Annotated in this window: 18 protein-coding genes and 2 pseudogenes; 11 read left to right on the top strand and 9 right to left on the bottom strand. The window is 67.3% G+C overall.

Annotation, left to right across the window (positions count from 1 at the left end; all coding sequences use genetic code 11):
* Positions 1 to 85 precede the first annotated feature (85 nt).
* Positions 86 to 1900: an ABC transporter ATP-binding protein/permease gene (locus DS837_RS05315; protein ID WP_149163767.1), complete on the top strand. Its 1815-nt coding sequence runs from the start codon at positions 86 to 88 to the stop codon at positions 1898 to 1900.
* Positions 1901 to 1905: 5 nt separating this feature from the next.
* On the opposite strand, the gene DS837_RS05310 is transcribed toward DS837_RS05315, so the two are convergent.
* Positions 1906 to 3978 (bottom strand): tetratricopeptide repeat protein, encoded by a 2073-nt coding sequence (locus DS837_RS05310; RefSeq protein ID WP_170295750.1) that lies wholly within the window; start codon positions 3976 to 3978, stop codon positions 1906 to 1908.
* A 7-nt stretch (positions 3979 to 3985) separates the two neighbouring features.
* Positions 3986 to 5359 (bottom strand): GH1 family beta-glucosidase, encoded by a 1374-nt coding sequence (locus DS837_RS05305; protein WP_247889782.1) that lies wholly within the window; start codon positions 5357 to 5359, stop codon positions 3986 to 3988.
* Between the two features lie 75 nt (positions 5360 to 5434).
* On the opposite strand from DS837_RS05305, the gene DS837_RS05300 reads away from it, so the two are divergent.
* Positions 5435 to 6790: a GH1 family beta-glucosidase gene (locus DS837_RS05300; protein WP_247889781.1), complete on the top strand. Its 1356-nt coding sequence runs from the start codon at positions 5435 to 5437 to the stop codon at positions 6788 to 6790.
* A gap of 178 nt (positions 6791 to 6968) precedes the next feature.
* A complete protein-coding gene (locus tag DS837_RS05295; RefSeq protein ID WP_149163765.1) occupies positions 6969 to 7436 on the top strand; it encodes a Ros/MucR family transcriptional regulator in 468 nt (155 codons plus the stop codon).
* A gap of 82 nt (positions 7437 to 7518) precedes the next feature.
* On the opposite strand, the gene DS837_RS05290 is transcribed toward DS837_RS05295, so the two are convergent.
* Positions 7519 to 8751: a polysaccharide deacetylase family protein gene (locus tag DS837_RS05290; RefSeq protein ID WP_247889780.1), complete on the bottom strand. Its 1233-nt coding sequence runs from the start codon at positions 8749 to 8751 to the stop codon at positions 7519 to 7521.
* A 376-nt stretch (positions 8752 to 9127) separates the two neighbouring features.
* Here DS837_RS05290 and DS837_RS05285 point away from each other — a divergent pair.
* Positions 9128 to 9436, top strand: a pseudogene (locus DS837_RS05285) (transposase); the annotation flags it as partial.
* 1 nt (position 9437) lies between these two features.
* Positions 9438 to 9548, top strand: a pseudogene (locus DS837_RS05280) (IS5-like element ISMex42 family transposase); the annotation flags it as partial.
* A gap of 631 nt (positions 9549 to 10179) precedes the next feature.
* Here the strand turns inward: DS837_RS05280 and DS837_RS33275 are convergent.
* Positions 10180 to 10248, bottom strand: a complete 69-nt coding sequence (locus DS837_RS33275) for a DUF4113 domain-containing protein (RefSeq protein ID WP_425599235.1) — start codon at positions 10246 to 10248, stop codon at positions 10180 to 10182.
* A 287-nt stretch (positions 10249 to 10535) separates the two neighbouring features.
* Entirely contained in the window at positions 10536 to 11441 is a 906-nt protein-coding gene (locus DS837_RS05265; RefSeq protein ID WP_149163763.1) for a LysR family transcriptional regulator, read from the bottom strand.
* A gap of 146 nt (positions 11442 to 11587) precedes the next feature.
* Between DS837_RS05265 and DS837_RS05260 the strand changes: the two genes are divergently transcribed.
* Positions 11588 to 12574, top strand: a complete 987-nt coding sequence (locus DS837_RS05260; RefSeq protein WP_149163762.1) for an MBL fold metallo-hydrolase — start codon at positions 11588 to 11590, stop codon at positions 12572 to 12574.
* An 89-nt stretch (positions 12575 to 12663) separates the two neighbouring features.
* On the opposite strand, the gene DS837_RS05255 is transcribed toward DS837_RS05260, so the two are convergent.
* From DS837_RS05255 to DS837_RS05240, 4 genes are all read right to left on the bottom strand, one after another.
* The gene (locus DS837_RS05255; protein ID WP_149163761.1) at positions 12664 to 13359 is read right to left on the bottom strand and encodes a DUF6064 family protein; all 696 of its coding nucleotides are present in this window, start codon (positions 13357 to 13359) and stop codon (positions 12664 to 12666) included.
* The gene (locus DS837_RS05250; protein ID WP_170295749.1) at positions 13359 to 14273 is read right to left on the bottom strand and encodes an aldo/keto reductase; all 915 of its coding nucleotides are present in this window, start codon (positions 14271 to 14273) and stop codon (positions 13359 to 13361) included. The genes DS837_RS05255 and DS837_RS05250 overlap by 1 nt, the downstream gene beginning before the upstream one ends.
* A gap of 185 nt (positions 14274 to 14458) precedes the next feature.
* Positions 14459 to 15370 (bottom strand): dihydrodipicolinate synthase family protein, encoded by a 912-nt coding sequence (locus tag DS837_RS05245; RefSeq protein ID WP_170295748.1) that lies wholly within the window; start codon positions 15368 to 15370, stop codon positions 14459 to 14461.
* Between the two features lie 11 nt (positions 15371 to 15381).
* Positions 15382 to 16869, bottom strand: a complete 1488-nt coding sequence (locus DS837_RS05240; RefSeq protein WP_149163759.1) for an aldehyde dehydrogenase — start codon at positions 16867 to 16869, stop codon at positions 15382 to 15384.
* 233 nt (positions 16870 to 17102) lie between these two features.
* Here DS837_RS05240 and DS837_RS05235 point away from each other — a divergent pair, with 233 nt between their 5' ends.
* From DS837_RS05235 to DS837_RS05215, 5 genes are all read left to right on the top strand, one after another.
* Entirely contained in the window at positions 17103 to 17717 is a 615-nt protein-coding gene (locus DS837_RS05235; protein WP_170295747.1) for a helix-turn-helix domain-containing protein, read from the top strand.
* Positions 17718 to 17870: 153 nt separating this feature from the next.
* The gene (locus DS837_RS05230) at positions 17871 to 18737 is read left to right on the top strand and encodes an ABC transporter permease (protein ID WP_211102090.1); all 867 of its coding nucleotides are present in this window, start codon (positions 17871 to 17873) and stop codon (positions 18735 to 18737) included.
* Positions 18734 to 19543 carry an ABC transporter permease gene (locus tag DS837_RS05225; RefSeq protein WP_149163757.1) on the top strand — a complete coding sequence of 270 codons (810 nt, stop codon included), beginning with the start codon at positions 18734 to 18736 and terminating at the stop codon, positions 19541 to 19543. Before DS837_RS05230 ends, DS837_RS05225 begins: the two co-directional genes overlap by 4 nt.
* Positions 19540 to 20703 carry an ABC transporter ATP-binding protein gene (locus DS837_RS05220; RefSeq protein ID WP_149163756.1) on the top strand — a complete coding sequence of 388 codons (1164 nt, stop codon included), beginning with the start codon at positions 19540 to 19542 and terminating at the stop codon, positions 20701 to 20703. Before DS837_RS05225 ends, DS837_RS05220 begins: the two co-directional genes overlap by 4 nt.
* A 70-nt stretch (positions 20704 to 20773) precedes the next feature.
* Positions 20774 to 21841: a polyamine ABC transporter substrate-binding protein gene (locus tag DS837_RS05215; RefSeq protein ID WP_149163755.1), complete on the top strand. Its 1068-nt coding sequence runs from the start codon at positions 20774 to 20776 to the stop codon at positions 21839 to 21841.
* Positions 21842 to 21852 lie beyond the last annotated feature (11 nt).

The following is a 21852-nucleotide window of genomic DNA, read 5'->3' as shown; positions in this document are numbered from 1 at the left end:
GGTGCACTGCGGGGCAAGCTGTTGGTAATAAACTGTTCGTTAGGGTAAAGGAGGTCTTGCTTCAAGCCCAGGGGGTGGAAGGGCCATGTCGATCGCGTCCAGGACGCCGGACCGGTCCGGCTTCACCCGCCGTTTCCTTCATCTTGCCGGTGGATTCTGGTCGGGTGGCTTCTGGTCGGGTGGCTCCCGCTCGGGCGGGCGGAACTGGACGGTGTGGCTTCTCGCCGGGGCGCTGGGGCTTCTGACGGTCGGGCAGGTGGTGGTTCCCATCCTGCTGAACCTGTGGAGCCAGCATCTGTTCGACGCGCTGGAGCAGCGCTCCATGGACCGCTTCATGCTGATGATCGCGGCGGCGGGCGGAATCATCCTGTTCAACATCGCCAACACCATCCTGCATCTGCGGGTGAAGCGCCGTCTGCAACTGGGCTGGCGCACATGGCTGACCCAAAAACTGCTGGGCGACTGGCTGACGCGCGGCCGGCAGCATCAGGTAACCTACCTGCCCGGCGACCACGACAACCCGGACGGGCGCATCGCCGAGGACATCCGCATCGCGACCGAGGCGGCGATCGATCTCGCTTTGTCGCTGTCCTACTGCGCGCTTCTGCTGATCAGCTTCACCAACATCCTGTGGCGGCTGTCGGGCTCACCGGAGGTGACGCTGGCCGGAAGCACCTTCCACGTGCCGGGTTATCTGCTCTACATCGCGCTGGTCTATGCGGCCGTCGGGACGAGCATCGCCCTGCTGATGGGAAAGCCGCTGGTGAGGGCGGTGAACCGCCGGCAGGGGCACGAGGCGTCCTTCCGCTTCGGTCTCGCCCGCGTGCGGGAAAACGCCCAGGACGTCGCTCTCCTGCACGGCGAGTCGGGGGAGCGCGACCGGCTGGGTGTGCTGTTCGGCGGGGTGCAGCGGGGCTGGAACGGCCAGACGCACGCGCTGTCCAACATGATGATCTTCAGCGCCGCCTATTCGGTGCTGTCCGCCGTGTTTCCGATTTTGGTCGCTTCGCCCAGCTACATCGCCGGGGCCATCTCGCTCGGCGTGCTGATGCAGACGGCGCAGGCCTTCCAGCAGACGGTGGGCGCCCTGTCCTGGCCGATCGACAACCTCGCCCGCGCGGCGGAGTGGAAGGCGTCGGTGGAGCGCGTGCTGGGCCTGCACGAGGCGCTGCAGCGCCTGGACCGTGAGATCGGCGGGGAGGGGACGGAGCGCATCACCGTGGAGCGCAGCGACGGCGAACACTGCCTGAGCTTCCGTGGGCTGTCCATCGCCGAGCCGGACGGGCGCCGCGTGGTGGAGCCCTTCGACCTGGAGATCCGCCCCGGCGAGCGCCTGCTGATCGTCGGCGACCCGGCGGCGGCGGTGCGGCTGTTCCGGGCGGTGGCGCGGGTCTGGCCTTGGGGAGGTGGGAGCATCGTCCTGCCTTCGCTCACCCGTGTTTTCTTCATGGCCGAACGCCCCTATCTGCCGCACGACACGTTGCGCGCCGCTCTCAGCTACCCCCTGGGGGCGGAGACGGTGGGCGACGTCGCGGCGATGGAGGCGTTGGAGCGGGTCGGCCTCGGCCATCTGCGGCCGCGGCTGGACGAGTCCGACAGCTGGGACGAGGTTCTGGCGGTGTCGGAGCAGCAATTGTTGGGCTTTGCCCGCCTCCTGATCCGCCGTCCGGATTGGATCTTTCTGGAAGACGCCACCGACAGCCTGGACCCGCGGACCGAGGAGGCGATGCTCCGCCTGATCGACAGCGAGTTCCCCGACGCCACCCTGATCACCATCGGCAGCCACCCCGGCCTCGAAGCGCACCACCTCCGTAAGCTGGTGCTCGAACGGATGGGCGACACCGTCCGCATGCGCGAGGAGCCATGCGGGGACCGGAGAGTCGCGGCGGTCGCGGAGTAGGGGCGTCAGCCCGTGACTCCGATGGCCTCCAGGATCAGGCTCCGGTCCAATTGCGGGTCGGCGGTCGGCGGAGTGCGTTCCAGCCGGTCGAGCAGAGCGGCGACGGACGCGGCAAAGCCGGGCCGGTCCTTCTCCGTCAGGATTTGCACGAACAGGCCGTCACCGCAGCGGAACAGGCGGCCTTCCGCAGGGATGGACAGGATGGACGGTCCGTCGCCGCGTCGGACCGCGTCGTCGGTTCCCGCCGTCAGGGCGATCTGGTCCAGGAAATAGTGCAGCCGCCGCTCCGCGATCCAGGAGACGAGGAACCGGCGGATCCGGTCGAACAGGGCGATGACGGCGGGATCCGGCCGAAGCACCACCAGCCCGCCGCCCACGCCGTCATACAGCCGGGCCAGATTGTTCGGGAAATACTGGAGCGCCAGAGGGCTTGCCGGTGACAGCGGGGCCAGGAAGCCCGCCGGCTCGGACAGCAGGCAGGCGTCGATGTCGGTCACCAGCAGCGGCGCCTGGTACAGCCGCGCCAGACGCGGCACGCGCAGAAAACGGGCAAAGGTGTAGAAGGTGGTCCGTTCCTGCCCCGTCAGCCCGGCGGGGGAGGTCTCGCGGCTCCAGCCGAGCCGGACATGGCGCAGCCGTTCCTGCAGCGCCGCGACGCGCGCCGCTGTGTCCGGCCGGGGGTCGAGGATGTGGAGGTGCGCGGCCTGACCGGGGAGGGAAAAGCGATCCAGGCTGACGAGGAACAGCGGGCCGAACCGCTCCAGATAGCCGCTGTCGCAGGAGGCGACGACAACCGGTCCGTTTCCCGGTGGCGCCAGTTTCTCCAGCACGAAGGCGGCTTCCGATTCCGTTTCCGCGGCGGTGGGCAGCGCTTCGATCCGGCGGGCGAAGCCGTCACCGGTCGGGATGTGGGCGAGAAAGGGCAGGTGGGGCTCCGCGCGCCGGAACGCGTCCTGCGCCTCCTCCTCCTTGCCCAGCCGGGTGGCCAGGGACCCTTGAAGGAACAGCGCCCAGGCGTGAAGTTCGGCGTCAACACCGCGGAAGGCGGCGACCGCGGGTGGGAGCAGGGCGGCCACCCGGTCCAGCCGGCCCTCGCCGACCAGGAGGTTGCCGATGCGGACCAGATGATAATAGGCGGTCTTCCAATGAAACCGCCCCTCCCGGCTGAGGCGCGCCACCTCCAACAGCGTGGCGACGCAGGCGTCCCGCCGTCCGGCCGCTTCCTGCACTTCCGCGCTCCGCTGCCAGGGGGTGGGGTCGGTCGGGGTCAGCGCCTTCAAGCGCTGGAAGACCGCCAGACACTCGTCCACCAAGCCGGCCCGCCGCAGCGCGGTCGCCAGGGCCAGCAACCGTTCGGGCCGATCGGGCGCCAGCGCGGCGCAGCGGCGCAGCGCGTCCACCGCCTCCGCGGGGCGTCCGGTTTCCAGCAGCGCGGTGCCCAGATTGACGGCGGAGTCCTCTCCTTCGGCCGTGGTGCGCAGGGCGCGGCGATAGCCGCAGGCGGCATTGTCGGCGTGTCCCGCCGCCTGCTCCGTGCGTGCGAGGTTGAAGAGGAGGGCGGGGTCGGCGGGCGCGCAGGCCAGCGCGGCGCGGAGCTGGCGCAAGGCTTCGTCGCGCCGGCCAAGCGCCTCCAGGGCCGCCGCAGCGTTCATCCGGGTTTCCACCGTCTCGGGGCGGAGGATCAGGGCGCAGCGGAAGCATGCCAGCGCCTCCCGCGTGTGGCCCATTTGCTTGAGGATGTTGCCGAGGCTGAAGAAGGCGTCGGCGCCGGGCTGGAGTGCGATGGCGCGGCGCAGGCTGCCGACGGCTTCCGCCAACCGCCCCTCGGCGCGCAAGGCGCGGGCGAGGTTGGCGTGGTAGGCGCCGGAGTCGGCCTTCCGCGCGATGGCTGCGCCGATCAATTCCACCGCACGGGCGTTGCGTCCCGTCTGCGCGCAGAGGACTCCATAGAGGTGCAGGGCGTCGGGGTGGCCGGGCAGGGCGGCCAAGGCCGCGGCGTAGAGCGGCTCGGCCTCTGCCAGCCGTCCGGCCTGATGGAGCGCCACGGCCTGCCGAAGCTGGGCGATCGGATCCGTCATGGCCGGGTCAGGAGTCCCGTCCCAGGGCGCCGCCGACCAGCGCCGAGTACCATTTGGCAGACTCCTTGGGTGTGCGCTTCTGGGTCTCGAAGTCCACATGGACGATGCCGAACCGCGTGCCGTAGCCGCCGCCCCATTCGAAGTTGTCGAGCAGCGACCACACGAAGTAGCCGCGCACGTCGGCCCCGTCTTTCACCGCCCTTGCCATTTCACCGATGCAGGCTTGCAGATAGTCCAGCCGCTCCCGGTCCATAACGATCCCCTGCGCGTCCGGGGACTCCGGCGCCTTGGTGCCGTAACCGTTTTCCGTCACGTAGATCGGCAGACGGTAGCGCGCAGTGGCGTGCATCAACGCCTCGTGGAAGGCGCTGGGCTGAAGCGGCCAGCCGATGTCGGTGCGCGGCATGCCCGCCGGCGGCGCGCCGAAGCCGCAACCCCAGACGGCATCCGGCTCGGCCTGGGCGAAGAGGGGCGCGTAGTGGTTCATGCCGAACCAGTCCAAGGGCCGGCAGATCCGCGCCATATCGCCGGCCTGGACGTAGGGTTCGACGGCGCGGGCGATGCGCGGCGGGTAGCGTCCCAGAATCTGCGCGTCGGGGAAGCACAGGTTCCACAACTCGTCGAACAGGGCCGCCGCCTCGACGGTTTCCGGCGACGGGTCGGCGGGGCGGCAGGGCTGAAAGCTGTGCACCGCCCCGATGGAGGCGCCCGGCACCAGATCGCGCAGCACGTCCACCCCGGCCCCATGGGCAAGGTTGGTGTGGTGGATGACCTTCAGATGCTCCCCGCGGTCGGACACGCTGGGGGCGCCCCAGCCGAGCGCGTGGCCGAACAGGGTGAAGACGGAGAACTCGTTGAAGGTCGCCCAGCGCCTCACCCGGTCGCCGTATCGGCGGGCGCAGAGGACGGCGTAGTCGGCGTACCAGCCGGCGCTGTCCCGGTTCGCCCAGCCGCCGAGGTCCTGCAAGGCCTGCGGCAGGTCCCAGTGGTAGAGGCAGACCCAGGGCTCGATCCCCGCCTCCAGAAGGCGGTCGATCAGGCGGTCGTAGAAGTCCAGCCCAGCCTCGTTGACCACCCCGCGCCCCCGCGGCAGCACCCGCGGCCAGGAGATGGAGAAACGGTAGGCGCCGACCCCGATGTCCCGCATCAGCGCCACGTCCTCGGCGTAGCGGTGGTAATGGTCACAGGCGACGTCGCCGGTGTCGCCGTTGTCCACCCGGCCCTTCAGGCGGCAGAAGCTGTCCCAGATGCTGGGCGCCCGCCCATCCTCGGCCGCGGCCCCTTCGACTTGAAAGGCCGACGTCGAGGTTCCCCACAGAAATCCGGTGGGGAAATCGGGGGTGAGAAGGGGCTTCGCTCGCCGCACAGCCTTATGTTCCAAGGGAAACCGCTCCGTCGAACCGTTCGCTCGTTATTATGCCTGTTTCTCGATCATTCCGCCAAAGGTAGTATGGGTATGGACGATCGGCGCGGAATGGAGACGGTGATGGCGGACCTGCCGAGGGATTTTGTTTGGGGCGTCTCCACCTCCGCCTATCAGATCGAGGGGGCCGCGGCGGCGGACGGGCGTGGCCCCAGCATCTGGGACACACGCTGCCGCACGGCGGGCGGGGTGGTCAACGGTGACACCGGCGACGTCGCCTGTGACCATTACCACCGCTACGCCGAGGATGTGGCCCTGATGCGCGGACTGGGGGTGGATGCCTATCGCTTCTCCGTGGCGTGGCCGAGGGTGTTGCCGCGGGGGCGCGGGGTGGTCAACGAGGCCGGGCTGGACTTCTACGACCGCCTGATCGACACGGTGCTGAAGGCCGGAATCGAGCCCTGGCTGTGCGTCTATCACTGGGATTTGCCGCAGGCCTTGCAGGATCTCGGCGGCTGGGCGAACCGGGACAGCGCCGGCTGGTACGCCGACTACACGACGCTGCTGGCGCGGCGCTACGGCGACCGGGTGAAGCGCTGGATCACCTTCAACGAGTTCTCCGTCTTCACCCTGTTCGGCTACGCCATTCCCTGGGCGGCTCCTGGCATCACCGACCGAGAGCAGCATCTCCGCGCCATCCATCACGTCAATCTTGCCCATGGGGCCGGGGTGGACGCGATCCGCGCCCTCGTTCCAGGGGCCTCGATCGGAGCGGTGCACAACCGGCAGAGGGTGCTGCCGGAAGGCGGCCGGCCGGAGAACGCGGAGGCCGCCGCCCTCCTGGACGAGCACTGGAACCTGACCTTCTGCGACCCGCAGCTTCTCGGCCATTACCCGCCGCGCGTCGCCCGCGCCATCGAGCCTTACGTGAAGGCCGGCGACATGGCGCGGATCTGCCGTCCCATGGACTGGTTCGGGCTGAATCATTATGGCCCGATCTTCGCCCGCGCGAACCCGGACATGACCTGGGGCTATGGCTGGGGCGACGCGCCGCCCGATTCGCCGACATACGGTGTCGGATGGGCGGTTTTCCCCGACGCCTTTCGCGACGAGCTGCTGGAAATCACCCGCCGTTACCGCATGCCGATCGTCATTACGGAAAACGGCTGCGGCGGCAGCGATTCGCCGGACGAATCGGGCGGCATCGACGATCAGCACCGAATCAACTATCTCCGGCTCTATAACGCCTCAATGCAAGAGGCGATTCGCGGCGGAGCGGACGTGCGCGGTTACTTCGTCTGGTCGCTTCTGGATAATTTCGAGTGGGGAAGCGGTTACGGCAACCGTTTCGGCATCGTCCACGTCGACTTCGAATCGCAGAAACGCACGCCGAAAGCCTCTGCCCGCTGGTACACGGATCTGATAAAGCGCGCGCGTTCAGCCGCCTGAACGGGCGGCGATTTCATCACCAAAGTCTACTATTTTCACTCGACTGGCCTGCCCGTCCGCGTGTCCTGCATGAAACACATTACACATTTGCATGTTAAGCCTGATGCACAGGCTTGCGCTTTGCGCATCACTTTGCCCATCCTCCGTCCTGGATCATTCGTTCTCGAAGGAAACTGACATGCAAAGCAGCGACACCGACGGTTCTGAGAATTCGGCCACCGATCTGGTTGCCATGACGGGTAAGATCGTTGCGTCTTATGTCCGCTCGAACCAGATCGCGGTGAATGATCTTCCGAACCTTATCCGGATCGTCCACCAAAGTCTGTCGGGCACGAGCCGCCCTGTGGAACCGGAAGCGGTTGAACTGCGCCCTGCCGTGCCGGTGAAGAAGTCGGTGATGCCGGACTACATCGTTTGCCTTGAGGACGGCAAGAAGCTGAAGATGCTGAAGCGCTATCTGCGCACGGCTTATGGAATGACGCCGGACGAATACCGCCGGAAGTGGGGTTTGCCCGCGGATTATCCGATGACCGCCCCGAACTATGCGGAGCAGCGCTCAGCCTTCGCCAAGTCGATCGGTCTCGGCAAGAAGGCGGCCGCACCGGTCAAGCCGGCCCGCCGTGGTCGCGCCAAGAACGTCGCCTGATCTGGCATCCGCCCCGAACCGCCCCTTTCCCGCGCGTTGGGAAAGGGGCGGCGGCTGAGATTGCGCGCCTCGTCCGCCGGCCTCAGCGTTGCGCGATGCGCGGCGTGGCGAGGCTGTTCAGGCTGGTGATCCATTCCGACAGGGTGACGAACCGGCAGCCGCGTGTGCGCAGCAGGCCGATGGCCCGGGGAAGGGCTTCCGCGGTCGCGTTGTAGGTGGTGTGCATCAGGACCACGCTGCCGATGGTGCCGGTGGCGTCGAGCTGCGCCATGATCTTGCCAGCGTCGCGGGTGAACCAGTCGCGCGTGTCGACGTTCCACAGCGCCGGGCTCATCTTCTCCTGCTCGACGGCACTCAGCGTGTCGCTGTTCCAGCGGCCGGCGGGTGGGCGGAACAACACCGGGTCGGCGCCCGCTTCGGTCAGGATGCGGTTGGTTTCCGCAATCTGCGCGCGTTGGGCCTCGGTGGTCAGAGTGCGCATGTTCGGGTGGGTCAGGCTGTGGTTGCCGACCTCGTGGCCTTCCTGGACGATTCGCTTGATGATTCGCGGGTGGCGGACCGCGACGTTGCCGATGGGGAAGAAGGTTGCCCGCACCCCTTCGCTGCGCAGGATGTCGAGAATGCGCGGGGTCACTGCCGGGTGCGGTCCGTCGTCGAAGGTCAGGGAGCAGAGATTCCATCGGCTGGCCTTCAGCGCCCCGATGTCCACCCGCGCTTCGTTGCCGGGCACAATGGCGGCGATCCGCGACAGGCGGGCGGCTTGCCGCTCGATCTCCTGCATCTCCCGGCTCTGGTCCGGGCTGTAGGTGACGACGCCGTTGTGGTCGTTGTCCTCCGACGTGGCGGCGGGCGTCGCAGCCGCCGGCTGTTCGGCGGTGGCCTTGACCACGAGGCAACTGCCGCCTCCGCCGACGATTCGGCGGCAGACGAAGTTGGGATCGAGGTCCGGCAGGGGCGCGGCCCGCAGGACGAAACCGGAATCGGGAATCTCGGGCCTTTGCAGGAAAACCCGGGGAACGAGATCGGCAACCATATCGGGCTGGCGCCGGACGACCGCCTTCCAGGCAACCCAGGCGTCAGCTTCTGTCCGGTAGACGCCGAATTGCAGCATCTTGGCCGGATGTCCGTCCGCGTCCTTCCGCACCGTTGTCACGGTTGCCAGATGCGCCGGGTCCGCCGCCCGGACTGGAGAAGCGACCGCGCCGGTGACCATGGACGCCGTCAGGCCCGCGACCAGGAACCGGAAACGGGACCGCCTCCGCGCCGTGGCGGGGCCGAACATGTGCGAGTTGGAGAGACCCGAGCCTGAAATCATGTGCGATCGACCATCAACATCGCCGCGGTGAGATCAGGTGTGGGCGATACCTCTTATGAGATAGAGCAAAATTTGTCACGTCTCCATAAGGATCGTTGCCGAAGGAGAGTTGTCACGGATTTCTCCGGTTCATTTTCCAGTTCAGGCCGTGTCGGGGGGCGTTGCACCCAAATTTGGGCGCTTGGTTCGGCGCGAAGTGCAAGCCGCAGGTTCACTTCGCGCCGGATCGAGCGCAACCATAACGCCCTCCCGAGTTGCGAGAACCAATTCGACGGAGCTGTTGCTTTTCTGAGGGTGCCGAAACGCGACAGCTTGCGTCCCGAAGGCCACCCTCCTTCAGGCGGTGTGTTGCGCATTTCGCATGGGCGCTGCCGATGATCCTGAGCGCGTGGTGTTCATCGACGAAACCGGCGCTTCCACCAAGATGGCGCGGCTGTGGGGCCGCGCCCGGCGCGGTGAGCGCTGCCGGGCCCCGGTGCCGCAGGGGCATTGGAAGACCACCACCTTCGTCGGCGGCCTCCGGCTCGGCGGAATGACCGCGCCCATGGTGCTGGACGGGGCGATGAACGGCCCGGCCTTCGTGGCTTACGTCGAGCAGGTGCTGACGCCGACGTTGAGGTCGGGCGATGTCGTGGTGATGGACAACCTGCCCGCCCACAAGCTGGCGGCAGTGCGGCAGGCTATCTTGGGCCAGGATCAAGGGGTGGCGGGCAATTGCCACCCGCTACGAGAAAACTGCCAACTCCTTCACGGGCGTCCTTTGCCTCGCCGCCGCCCTCGATTGGATCAAGCGCTAACAGCGCCCTAGTGGAAACCGGGTCATGGAGAAAGGCTTGTCTCGGTCACACATTAATCCAGAGAAGCGTGAAACCACTGCCGGCTGTGAATGTTGGCGAAGAGGAGGCTGTCTCAGGTCCTGTCGGTTCACCAGAACGGCAGAGGGCATGCATGGCTTTCAACCGTTACAGCTTCATGTGAAAGAGGCGAAACGCAATGGTCGACCATAAGACATCCCCTACTCGGACCGCCACGCAAGCCCGTCAAGGCAGTATCAAACACGTCGGTCGGTATGTGCTTGGGATAAGCCTACCGCTTGCCATTATCGCAATGATCGCTGTCTACATGCTTGTGTTCTGAGATTAACGGATATCCACTTCCTTAATCTAACGAAGTTGGAGAAAAATCTGTGAGCATTCAATGCCGTTGCCTCCTCATCCGTGAAGGAGAGGCGCCCATCTGGAGCGAGAAGGTGTTCCGCTTGCCACCGAGCAGGGGCGACGGCGTGCAGTTCGAAGAAAATGGAACGCCATTCACGTTTCGCGTTACCGAGATCCTACACACGCTATCTTTGGACGGCGTGGATTTCGCGCTGGTCCTCACCGAAGTGCCTGGGTCACGGGGCAAGCCATTCCGGGTGTTGTTCGAGGATCAAGCCCGGACCGCCGGCACGTCGGCCAGTTCGGTCGTGTAGTTGGGCGACCGGCTGTCCTGCTTCATCCGCCACGCGCGGCCCATTGAGACCGCCGGTACCGGCCTGGAGGGCGATGTGTGCATGAAACCTGGAGTGCTTCAGCGGCCAGCCCTTCGGCGCGCAGCTTTTCTCCGGCCCGGTGGCGTAGGCTGCCCTCCATGATGCTTGGGGCCGATCCGCTCGGCCCCCGTTTCCCACACCATAACTGTGGGGACAGCCCTCCGCCCAAGACAGGGCTTGGTGCAAAGCCCGTTGCGGCATCGAGACCCACCCCTCATCCAACCGTGCAGGCCGGCGGGCGCGGGCCTGCCGATCAGCCGCCGGCCTGCCAGTCGTAGCCTCTCATGTGATCGAGAAACGCCCGCATCGCCGCGCTGGGAAGGCGGCGGTTGGGGTAGTAAAGAAACCAGTGCGGCAAGGTGGGGCTCCAGTCCGGGAACAGCTCCACCAACTCCCCGTCACGAACATGGGGTTTCGCATAATCGTCCAGGACATGGGCGATGCCCCGGCCGGCCAGGGCGGCCTGAAGCTCGTTGTGCACCGTGCTGACCGTCAGGCGTCCGGCCGGCGTAACCTCCAGCTCCTCGTTTCCATAGGCGAATCGCCAGGTGACGAGGGTGCCGCCGGGGAACCGCCGCCGGACGCAGTCATGGCCGACGAGATCATGCGGCGTCTCCGGCCGCCCATACCGGTCGATGTAATCCGGTGAAGCGATGATCGCGTATCGGAGCAACGGCCCGAACGGGACCGCGATCATGTCCTGCGCCAACTGCTTGCCGAACCGGACGCCGGCGTCGAACCCCTGCTCCACGATGTCGATCACCGCCGCGTCGCTGATGATCTCGATCTTCACCTCGGGATAGGTGTCCATGAAGTCGAAGACCAGTGGACACAGGAGATGGTCGACGGCGGGGGCCGGCGCGTTGATCCGCAGGGTTCCCGATGGGCTGTCCCTCAGCTCGTCGACCTCGGCTATTGCGCGCTGGATGTCGCTCAAGGCCGGGGCCAGCCGATCGAGCAGACGCTGCCCGGCTTCCGTCGGTGACACGCTCCGCGTCGTCCGGTTGAGGAGCCGGATGCCAAGCGCCTCCTCCAGGGCGTTCATCGTCTGGCTCAAGGCCGATGACGAGACACCCCGCTCAAGCGCCGCCGCGCGAAAGCCGCCACAGCGCACGATCGCCACGAATACGTCGAAACTGTCCAGGCGGATCGGGCGCATTGCGAAGCTCACCTAATCAAGCCGCTCAAATTTAGCGATCTTATCGGCGCAATCACGCCGTGTCATGGTTGATCTGCGGTTGATTGTCGCACTCCGACCGCTGCGGCCGAGTCGGCAGACGGGAGCCCAACTCAGAAGGAAAACCGATGAACGCGTTCACCCTGAACCGACGCACGATCATGCTTTCCGCGGTCGTCGGCGCCCCCACCCTGTTCGTCGCCGGCCGAGGAGGCGCATCGGCGCAGGCGCCGCACCCCCCCGCAAGCGGCAACGCCGGCCATTACCGGTTCCGCGTCGGGGACATCGGCGCGACGGTGTTGAGCGACGGCGTGATCGGCGGTCCGCCCCGCGTCTATGCCAGCGATGCCCCCGAAGCGGAGCTTCAGGAGGTGCTGCGGCGCGCATTCCTGCCGACCGACCACATGACTCTGAACCTGAACACCCTTCTGATCGAAACCGGGGGACGGCGCATCCTCGTCGAGGCCGGCGCGGGCGCGACGATGGGGCCGAACGGCGGACGGATTTTCCGGAACCTCGCGGCGATCGGGCTCGGTCCCGCGGACATCGATGCCATCGTAATCTCGCACACCCATCCCGATCACATCGGCAATCTCAGGACCGCAAGCGGCGGCAAGGCGTTCCCCCGGGCTACCGTCTTCGTGCCGCGGGCGGATTGGGACTTCTTTGTCCGCAACGATCCCGATCTGTCCTACATGCCGGTTCCGGAGGATTTCCGCCGGCGCTTCGCCGCCGCGATCAAGAGCAGCCTCGAACCGGTCACGAACGACGTCGAACTCTATGACGCTGGGGCCGAGATCGTGCCGGGTCTCACGACGATCGTCGCCGCCGGCCACACGCCGGGCATGGCGACTTTGCTCGTTCATTCCGGAAACGACCAGCTGCTGCTGACCGCCGACCTCGCTTACCACCCGGTCGTCAACGTCGACAATCCCTGGCGCCCCGGCCCCGATCGCGACAAGGACACGGCGCTCGCCTCGCGCCGGCGCATCTTCGACCGGGCGGCGGCCGACCGCATCCCCGTGCTGGGTTTCCATTTCCCGTTTCCGGGCCTCGGCCGGATGCTCAAGACCGACGGCGGCTACGCCTGGGTCCCCGCGAACTGGCAGTTTTGACGAGCCGGTTCGACGGAGAACGATGGTCGGAACGTCTCGGCGGAGACCTGTACGGCATCGTCGGCTCACCCGGATGCCGGCCCTCACCGTCACGGATGATCCTTCGACGCCGGTCGGGCCATGCGCCGTTGTGCGACCGGAATAAGAGCGACCAGGGCCGCACCGAGAAGCGCCCACTGCTCCGCTGCGCCCATGCTGTGCAAGGTCGCCCAACCGGCGAGGCACCAAGCCATCGGTACGGCGAGCAGCAACCACGACCATCGCCCGTCCGCCATCATGACCAGGCCGATGGTGGCGATCGCGGTCGGATCCGGTGTGATGCCGAAGACCTCGGCTCCGCGCAGGGTTCGTCCGGCGAGGAGTGCCGCGAGCGGGTGAACGGCAAGCGCATAAAGGAACAGCGCAAGCCCCAAGTGCGCCCGCCCGGCCCGTGCCCGCCCGGCCCGTGAAAGCGACCAGCGAAGCCGGCTTCCAAGCAGGGCCAGCAGGATGGCCTGAAGCGCGAAGAGCGACGCCACATAGGGTGCCACCCAGTTGATCGCAGCGTAGCGTTCCCACAGGAAGCTCCAGGCCAGCCACGCCCACAGGACGGACAGGGTCCCTGCGATCACCCGATGCGACCAGGGGTGAGGCCGGATGACCCATAGGAGAATGGCCGCGCCGAGCAGCAGCAGCAGGACATGCGCCGGCCAGAGCGCCTCGTTGTGCCGTTCGATCAGCCGCCAATAGGTGCGGGGGCTGAAGAGCAAAAAATCTTCGGTCGAATAGCTCCACCATTCGGGCATCAGAGGCCCCTTACATAATCCGCCATGCGCCGCCGCATTGCGGTGTCCGGCATCGGCCCCGCCATCGCAGCCATGTTCTCGCGCACATGCGCGACCTGGCTGGTCGCCGGGATGGCCACGGTCACCGCGGGGTGGGAAATGATGAATTTCAGGACGAACTGCGCCCAGTTGGAAGCGCCGGTGTCGGCGGCCCAGGGAGGCAGGGGATGGCCCGCCAGCCGGCGCAGCAGCACGCCCTGCTGAAACGGGCGGTTGACGATGACACCCAGGCCGCGATCCGCCGCCAGAGGCAGGATGCGGTCCTCCGCCTCGCGATCGACGATGTTGTAGGTGAGCTGCACGAAATCGAGAGGCTGTCGCCGCATGATCTCTTCGAACAGGTCGTGGCGCCGCCCTTCGGACGTCGTGATGCCGACGTAGCGGAGCTGACCCGCCGCCTTCATGCCGAACAGCGTCTTGAGATGCTCCTCCCAGGACAGCAGGTTGTGCACTTGGAGCAGATCGAAGCGCGGCACGTCCCACAAGCGGCGCGACTCCTCGATTTGCGACGGTCCGCGCGCGCCCGAGGATACCCAGACCTTGTCCGCCGCGAACAGGGGAGCGGCGTGTCCCAACGTTCTGAGCCCATCCCCGATCACCGCCTGGGAAGAGCCGTACATCGGTGAGGAGTCGATCATCCGGCCCCCCATCTCGAAGAAGGCCCGCATGACCGCCGCGCACTCCGCGCGCAGTTCGGCATCGTCGCCGACGTTGAACGTGATCCAGGTGCCCAGGCCCACGGGAGGAATGACCTCTCCGGACGATGGAATGCGCTTAACCGGCGCCTCCGCGGTCTGCGCCCGGACGCGCAGCGGCGTCATCAGGGCGGTTCCGGCCAGAACACCCTGCAGAACGGCGCGTCGTGTCGCTCTCATGCTCCCTCTCCTTCGCTCCCCCGCCGCTGCCCTCCTTGACGGCCTCGATTCCTAAATGCAGCGAAAAGCGTCGGCCGGATCAACGAGGCATTTGAGCGGCGCTGTCACGGAAAGCGCCGCCCACGATGAGATCGAACGTTCCTTTCCCGGTAGCAACGCGATGACACATGGAACGGGTCCCCGGCTCAGGGGCCGACGCGCGCCAGCGTGCCCGCGGCGACCAGCGCTTCGACCGCCACAGCGAGCCTCGCTTCGGCACCCTCGGAGAGCCCGCCAACCGGCGGAAGCGACCGCCCGATCGGCAAGCCGATCAAGGCAAAGGCCCGCCGGACCCCCTCCGGAAACTGTTCGGCGAACAATGCGTCCATCAGGGGATTGAGCCGGGCCTGGGCCGCCAGCGCTTCGGCCACATGGCCGCCCTCGGCAAGCGCCTGGACCTTCGCCCAATGGTCGGGCAGCAGCGCGGCCGAGGTCAGCACTCCCCCCTTGGCCCCGAGGATGACCTGCTGGACGAACAGGGTGTCCTGTCCGCTGAGCAGGCAGAACGCGTCATCCACCAGCTTCGACAGACGGTCGAAGTGGTACAGATCGGTGTTCGAGGCCTTCATGCCGACGATCAGGCGCTCGTCCGCCAAGCGCGCGATCGTCTCCGGCGCGGTGACGATGTGGCTGCGGAATGGGTTGTCGTAGAAGAGGATCGGCAAACCGAGTTCCGGGGCAAGCGCCCGGAAGTAACGCAGCACGCCCTCCTGGTCGGTGCGCGCGTAATAGGGCGGAATGACCATCAGCCCGTCGGCGCCGGCCTGTCGGCACATCCGCCCGATCTCGACCGCGCCCCCGAAGCCGGAAGCGAGGACACCGCCGATCACCGGCACGCGCCGGGCGGCGGCGGCGACGGTGATCTCCATGATTCGCCGGCTCGTCGCGAGGTCGAACGAGGTCGCCTCGCCGGTGCCGCCGAGCGGAACGAGACCCGAGGCGCCGCGGTCGATCTGATAGGTGACGACCCGCTCGAGCCCCGCCTCGTCGAGCGTGCCGTCGGCGCGCAAGGGCGTCGGGAAAGCCGGGATGAGCCCGCTGAACATCAGGTCCGACAAGGGTGCCCTCCTCATTGGCCGAGATGAATCCAGGTCGCCTTCAGCTCGGTGTATTTCTCCAGAGCGTGCAGCGACTTGTCCCGCCCGAAGCCGGACTGCTTGAAACCGCCGAACGGCGAGGAGATGTCGCCATGGTCGAAGCAGTTCACCCAGACGACGCCGGCGCGCAACGCCGAGGACGCCTTGAAGGCGGTGTTGATGTCGCGGGTCCACACCGCGGCGGCGAGGCCGTAGGGGGTGTCGTTGCCGATGCGGATCGCCTCGTCGACGTCGGCCGCGGCGATGGTCGCCAGGACCGGGCCGAAGATCTCCTCGCGGGCGATGGTCATGTCGCTGGTCACGTCGTCGAACAGCGTCGCCTCGACGAAGCAGCCGTCCCCCGCGATGCGGCCGCCGCCGAGCCGGAGCGTGGCACCCTCATCCCGGCCCTTCGCGATGTACTCCATAACCCGCTCGGTCTGCCGGCCATCGACCATGGCCCCCATCTCGGTCGCCGGGTCGAGCGGATCGCCGACCTTGATGGCGCTGCCGACCGCGATGACCTTCTCGACGACCTCGTCCTTGACGCCGCGCTCCACGATCAGGCGGGAGCCGGCGTTGCAGACCTCGCCCTGGTTGTAGAAGATGCCCCAGGCGGCGGCCGTCGCGGCGGCGTCAAGGTCCGGCGCGTCGGCCAGGATGATGTTCGGGCTCTTGCCCCCGCATTCGAGGCCGACCCGCTTCATGTTCGACTGGCCGGAATACTGCAGGAAGTATTTCCCGACCTCGGTGGAGCCGGTGAAGGCGACCGCGTCGACGTCCATGTGCAGGCCGAGCGCACGGCCGGCGGTCTCGCCGAAGCCGGGCAGCACGTTGAACACCCCATCGGGAATGCCGGCCTGCGCGGCCAGCTCGCCGAGCTTGATGGCGGTGAGCGGCGACTGCTCGGCTGGCTTCAGGATCACCGAGTTGCCGGCGGCGAGGATCGGGCCGAGCTTCCAGGCCGCCATCAGCAGCGGGAAATTCCACGGCACGACCGCGGCGACGACGCCCAGCGGTTCGCGGCGGATCAGCGACACTGCGGTGGCGGCGGTCGGCGCGATCTCGTCGTAGAGCTTATCGATCGCCTCGGCGTACCAGGCGATGCATTGCGCCGACAGCGGCAGGTCGACAGCGAGGCTGTCGCGGATCGGCTTGCCCATGTCGAGCGTCTCGAGGAGGGCAAGCTCCTCCGTGCTGGCGGCGATGAGGTCGGCAAAGGCGGCCAGACGCTTCTTGCGCTCGCGCGGCGCCATGCGCGACCAGACGCCGGAGTCGAAGGCCCGGCGCGCCGCGGCGACCGCCCCGTCGACGTCCTCGGCGTCGCAGGCGACGACCTGGGCCAGCACCTTGCCGGTCGCCGGGTTGATGCAGTCGAAGGTCTTACCGGACCGCGCCGGGACGTAGCGTCCGTTCACGAAAGCGCTGCCGTTCACGCTGAGCGCGGCGGCGCGCGCGTGCCAATCGATCGTAGCTGGCATGAGTGTCTTTCCATGAGGAGGCTTGTCCAGCCGTCGGATGGCCGGCCGTCATGGGGGATGATAGGCCATTCACCCGGACCGCTCCACCGCAAATTTTTGGTATTCTGAAAAACGAACTGACAAGACTGAAAGCTGTTGCTATCCTCGCGAGCATCAAGGACCCCGCCGCCGGCGCGGCGGCTCCGCCGATACCTCGCGCCGAACCCCCGCCGAAACACGGACTCGCCCCATCCATGCCCCATAAGAAGACCGCGGACGACAACGCCGGAGCCCCGGCGAACGGCGCGAATCCGGACGAGGAGACGCAGAAGCTCGGCCAGCGCATCCGCGACCTGCGGCTCAAGGCGGGCATGACTCTGACCGACCTCGCCAAGGCGACCGGCGTCTCGATCGGCACCTTGTCCCAGTTGGAACGCGGCTTGGTCTCGCCGACGGTGCGGACCGTCTACACGGTCGCCGCCGCCTTCGGCGTTATGCCGGCTTGGCTCATCGACCCGTCGTCGTCAAAGCATGCGGAAAACCGCTACATCGTGCGGGCCGGCGAACGCTCGCACCTGCTGGACATCGACGGCATTCGCAAGGATGTCGCGTCCCCCGCGGCGAGCAAGCGTCTGCGCGGCTTCTTCATGGTGATCCAGCCGGGATGCCATTCCGGCACCCAGCCCTATTCCCACAAGGGCGAGGAGATCGGCTTCATCCTGTCCGGCGCGCTGGAACTGCAGATCGAGGGTGAAACCTTCACGCTCCACGAGGGCGACTGCTTCGCCTTCCCCAGCGACAAGCCGCACCGCTTCGCCAACAGCAGCGCGCGGCCGTCGACCGTGTTCTGGGTGAACGCCGACATCTGACCGTCAGCCAACCCGGCGGCCCGTCGGTTTTCAGAATTTTGAAAATTGGCGTTGCCTTCCTGAAACTTGACGGACATACTTTCGCAATCATCCGCTGGCGGCGCTCCGCAAGCGCCCCCGGGGTCCCGCGCCGGAACGGAAGGACGTGCCGCGTTGACCAGTTCATCCCACACATCGGGCGCGACATCCGGTCTCGGCCCTTGGTCGGCCATTCTGCTGCTGGCGCCCCTGACCCTGCTGATGCTCGCCATCCTGCTCTACCCGCTCGGCCTGACGGTGTGGACTAGCCTTTACGACGGCCAGCTGTCGGTGCGGGCCTACGGCGAGCTGGCGACCAGCACCCTGTTTCTGAAAGTGCTGCGCAACACCGTCGAGATCGCTCTCACCGGCACGCTCGTCAGCCTGCTCTTCGGCTATCCGGTGGCCCTGCACCTCGCCACCCAGCCGCCGCGGCGACGGACCGCCTGCCTCATCATGGTGATGCTGCCCTTCTGGACCAGCATTCTGGTGAAGAGCTTCGCGCTGGTCGCGGTGTTCGGCAACCAGGGCCTGATCAACCAGCTGCTCGGCTACCTCAGCGGCGGCCAGATCAGCCTGCCGATGATGTTCAACCGCGTCGGGGTGGTGCTTGGGATGATCAACTTCCTGCTCCCCTTCATGATCCTGTCGATCCTGGGCAGCCTGCTCGCGCTGGACCGCCGGCTCGTGCTCGCCGCGGAGACGATGGGCGCCGGCGCGCTGCGCATCTTCTGGAAGGTCATCCTTCCGCTCAGCATGCCCGGAGTCATCGCCGGCGTCCTCATCAACATCACGCTGTCGATCGGCATGTACATCACCCCAGCCCTGCTCGGCGGGCGGCAGGACATGATGGTCGCCAACCTGGTCGATTTCTACACGCGCCAGACGCTCGACTGGACCGCGGCCTCGGCCACGGCCGTCGTCCTGCTCGCCATCTCCGGCCTGCTGGTGGCGATGCTGGGGCGGGTGCGCGGCGGCGGCCTGCCGGGAGGTGCAGCATGAACAACCCGCTGTTCGGTTCCAGCGCGGCCGCCCAGCGCCTCGTCACGGCCGCCGCCTGGGTCTGCTACGTCTTCCTGCTGGTCCCGAGCCTGATCGTCGTGCCGATCTCCTTCGGCAACGCCGGCCAGATCGAATTCCCGCCGCGCGAGTTCTCCCTCGCCCTCTACCGGCAGTTCTTCACGGACCCCGCCTGGTGGGGATCGATGGTGCAGAGCCTGTTCGTCGCGGTGGCGACCACCGCGCTGGCCCTGCTGCTGGCGGTGCCGGCCGCCTACGCGCTGGCCCGCTCGTCGCTGCCCGGCCGGGGCCTGCTGCGCGGCCTCTTCATGATGCCGATGCTGGTGCCGGTCATCGTTCTCGGCCTCGGACTCTATCTCCAGTTCTCCGGCTGGGGGCTGCTCGACACCACGGGCGGCGTCGTCCTCGCCCATGTCATGCTGACCACGCCCTACATCATGATCTCGGTGATGTCCGGGCTGCAGCATTCGGACGTGGCGCTGGAGACGGTGGCCTCGGTCATGGGGGCGTCGCGGCGGACGATCTTCTTCCGCGTGGTGCTGCCTCAGCTCGGCCCCTCCATCGCTGTGGGCGCGCTGTTCGCCTTTCTCATGTCGCTCGACGAGGTGGTCGTCGCCTACTTCCTCACCGGCACCGACAGCATGACGCTGCCGGTCAAGATGTACAGCTCCATCCGCTGGGAGCTGACGCCGGTGCTGGCCGCCGTGTCGACTCTCCTCACCGTGCTGTCGTTGGTCATCGCCCTCGGCATCATCGCCTTGCAGCGCAAGACGGAGGCGCAATCATGATTTCCCTACCCGCGTCCGCGGTCCCCGCGCCCGTGCCCGCTGCTGCTTCCGTCGCCGCATCCGCTGCGGTCGCGCCGGCCGCCGCGATGGTGGAACTGCGCGCCATCACCAAGCGCTATGGCCGGTTCGAGGCCCTGCAGCGCATCGACCTGTCGATCGCCAAGGGAGAGTTCGTGACCCTGCTGGGACCCAGCGGGTCCGGCAAGACGACGCTGCTGAACCTGATCGCCGGCATGATCGTGCCCAGCTCGGGCCAGATCGTCATCGACGGCCGCGACGCGACCGGCCTGCCGACCAACCGGCGCGGCTTGGGCATGGTGTTCCAGAACTACGCGCTGATGCCGCACATGACGGTGTTCGAGAACATCGCCTTTCCGCTCCAGGTGCGCGGCCTGCCGAAAAGCGAGATCAAGCGCAAGGTCGCCGACGTGCTCGACCTGATCCAGCTCGGTCACGTCGCCGACCGCCGGCCGCGCGAGCTGTCCGGCGGGCAGCAGCAGCGCGTCTCGCTCGCCCGCTGCATCGTCTACAACCCTGCGCTGATCCTGATGGACGAGCCGCTGGGCGCGCTCGACAAGAAGCTGCGGGAGCAGATGCAGTTGGAGATCAAGCGGCTGCACGCCGAACTCGGCATCACCATGCTCTACGTGACGCACGACCAGGACGAGGCCCTGACCATGTCGGACCGCATCGTCCTGATGAACGGCGGCCGCATCGAGCAGGAAGGCCCGCCCGACGCGCTGTACTTCAAGCCGAAGACGGTCTTCAGCGCCGAGTTCATCGGCAGCTCCAACCTGATCCCCGGCGAAGTCGAGGCGGCCGAGAACGGCACCGTCATGCTGCGCACGGCGCTCGGCCGCTTCCCGGTCCCGGCGCCGGATCGCCCGGTCTGCACCGGCGAATCGGCGGTCCTGCTGGTGCGCCCGGAAAACATGGAGCTGTCCGACCGGGCCGACCCGACAAGCGTGGCCGGCCGGATCGAGGATTCCATCCTGCTCGGCGGTGTGGTGCGGCACTTCGTGCGCTGCACCGACGGGAGCACGGTCATCGTCCAGGAACTCAATCAGCCGGGCCGGGCCGGCGCCCACCGCGACGGCGTGGTCCGCGCGCGCTGGAACGCCGAGCACGGCCGCCTGCTTCCATCGCCGCCGGCCCGCTGAGGCGGCCCAACGGCGTTCGTCCCCGCCAACGGGGCTCTGCAACAGGGTTTGCAACAAGGGGGGTGTGCCTATGACCAAGTCGACGCTCTTGACATCGCGGCGCGGGGTGCTGAAGGGCGGTGCTGCCGGCCTCGTCGGCTTGGTCGCGGCGCCGGCGGTCTTCTCCCGCCGCGCCCACGCCGCCGACGCGACGCTCACCGTCACCTCCTGGGGCGGCGACTACAACAAGATGGTGCGGGAGGTTTTCGCCGACCCCTTCACCGCGGAGACCGGGATCCCGGTGACGCTGGTCGACAACGGCGACATGGCCAAGGTGAAGGCCCAGGTGCAGAGCAAGGCCGTGCAGTGGGACGTCATCGACGCGCCGGCCGCCTTCGCCACCTCCGGCGCGCGCGACAAGCTGTGGGAGCCGCTCGACCTGTCGATCATCAAGCCCGGCCCACTGGTCCAGACCGCGGCCGAGGATTACATGCCGCTCTACCTCTACAGCGGCGGTCTGGTCTGGGACACCAAGCGGTCGCCCGACGGCAAGCACCCGGTCGACTTCGCCGGCTTCTACGACATCAAGCGATTCCCTGGCCGCCGCGTCATGCGCGCGCTCGCCTCGGAGACGCTGGAGGTCGCCCTCATCGCCGACGGCGTCGCGCCCAAGGACCTCTACCCGCTCGACGTCGAGCGGGCGTTCCGCGCGCTCGACCGCATCAAGCCGCACGTCACGAAATGGGCGGCCACCACCCCGGATCAGGTGAACGCCATCGTCCAGGGCGAGGGCGACTTCTCCTACAGCTACTTCAACCGCGTGAAGTCGGCCCAGAAGGCCGGCGCCTCCCTGGACTTCTCCTTCGAGCAGACGGTGAACTCGCTCGACTACTTCGCCGTCCCCAAGGGCACGAAGAACAAGGAGGCGGCGATGCGCTTCATCGGCTTCTGCCTGCGTCCGGACCGCCAGGTCGCCTGGGCGACGCGCGGCTACTACCTGCCGAACAGCGTCGCCGCGATGGACGAGGTGAAGGCGTCCCCGACCGCCCAGTATCTGCCCGATCTGACCAACGGCAAGAACGTGATCGTCGACTCCCAGTGGTGGAGCGAGAACTACACGGCGGTCCAGAAGCGCTACGCCGAGTGGATGCTGACCTGACCGTTTCACCA

Origin of the sequence: Azospirillum brasilense, assembly GCF_008365405.1 — a bacterium.
GTDB lineage: Bacteria > Pseudomonadota > Alphaproteobacteria > Azospirillales > Azospirillaceae > Azospirillum > Azospirillum brasilense_D.
Note: the sequence above shows the minus strand (reverse complement) of the source record. Positions and strands in the feature narration are given on the sequence as shown.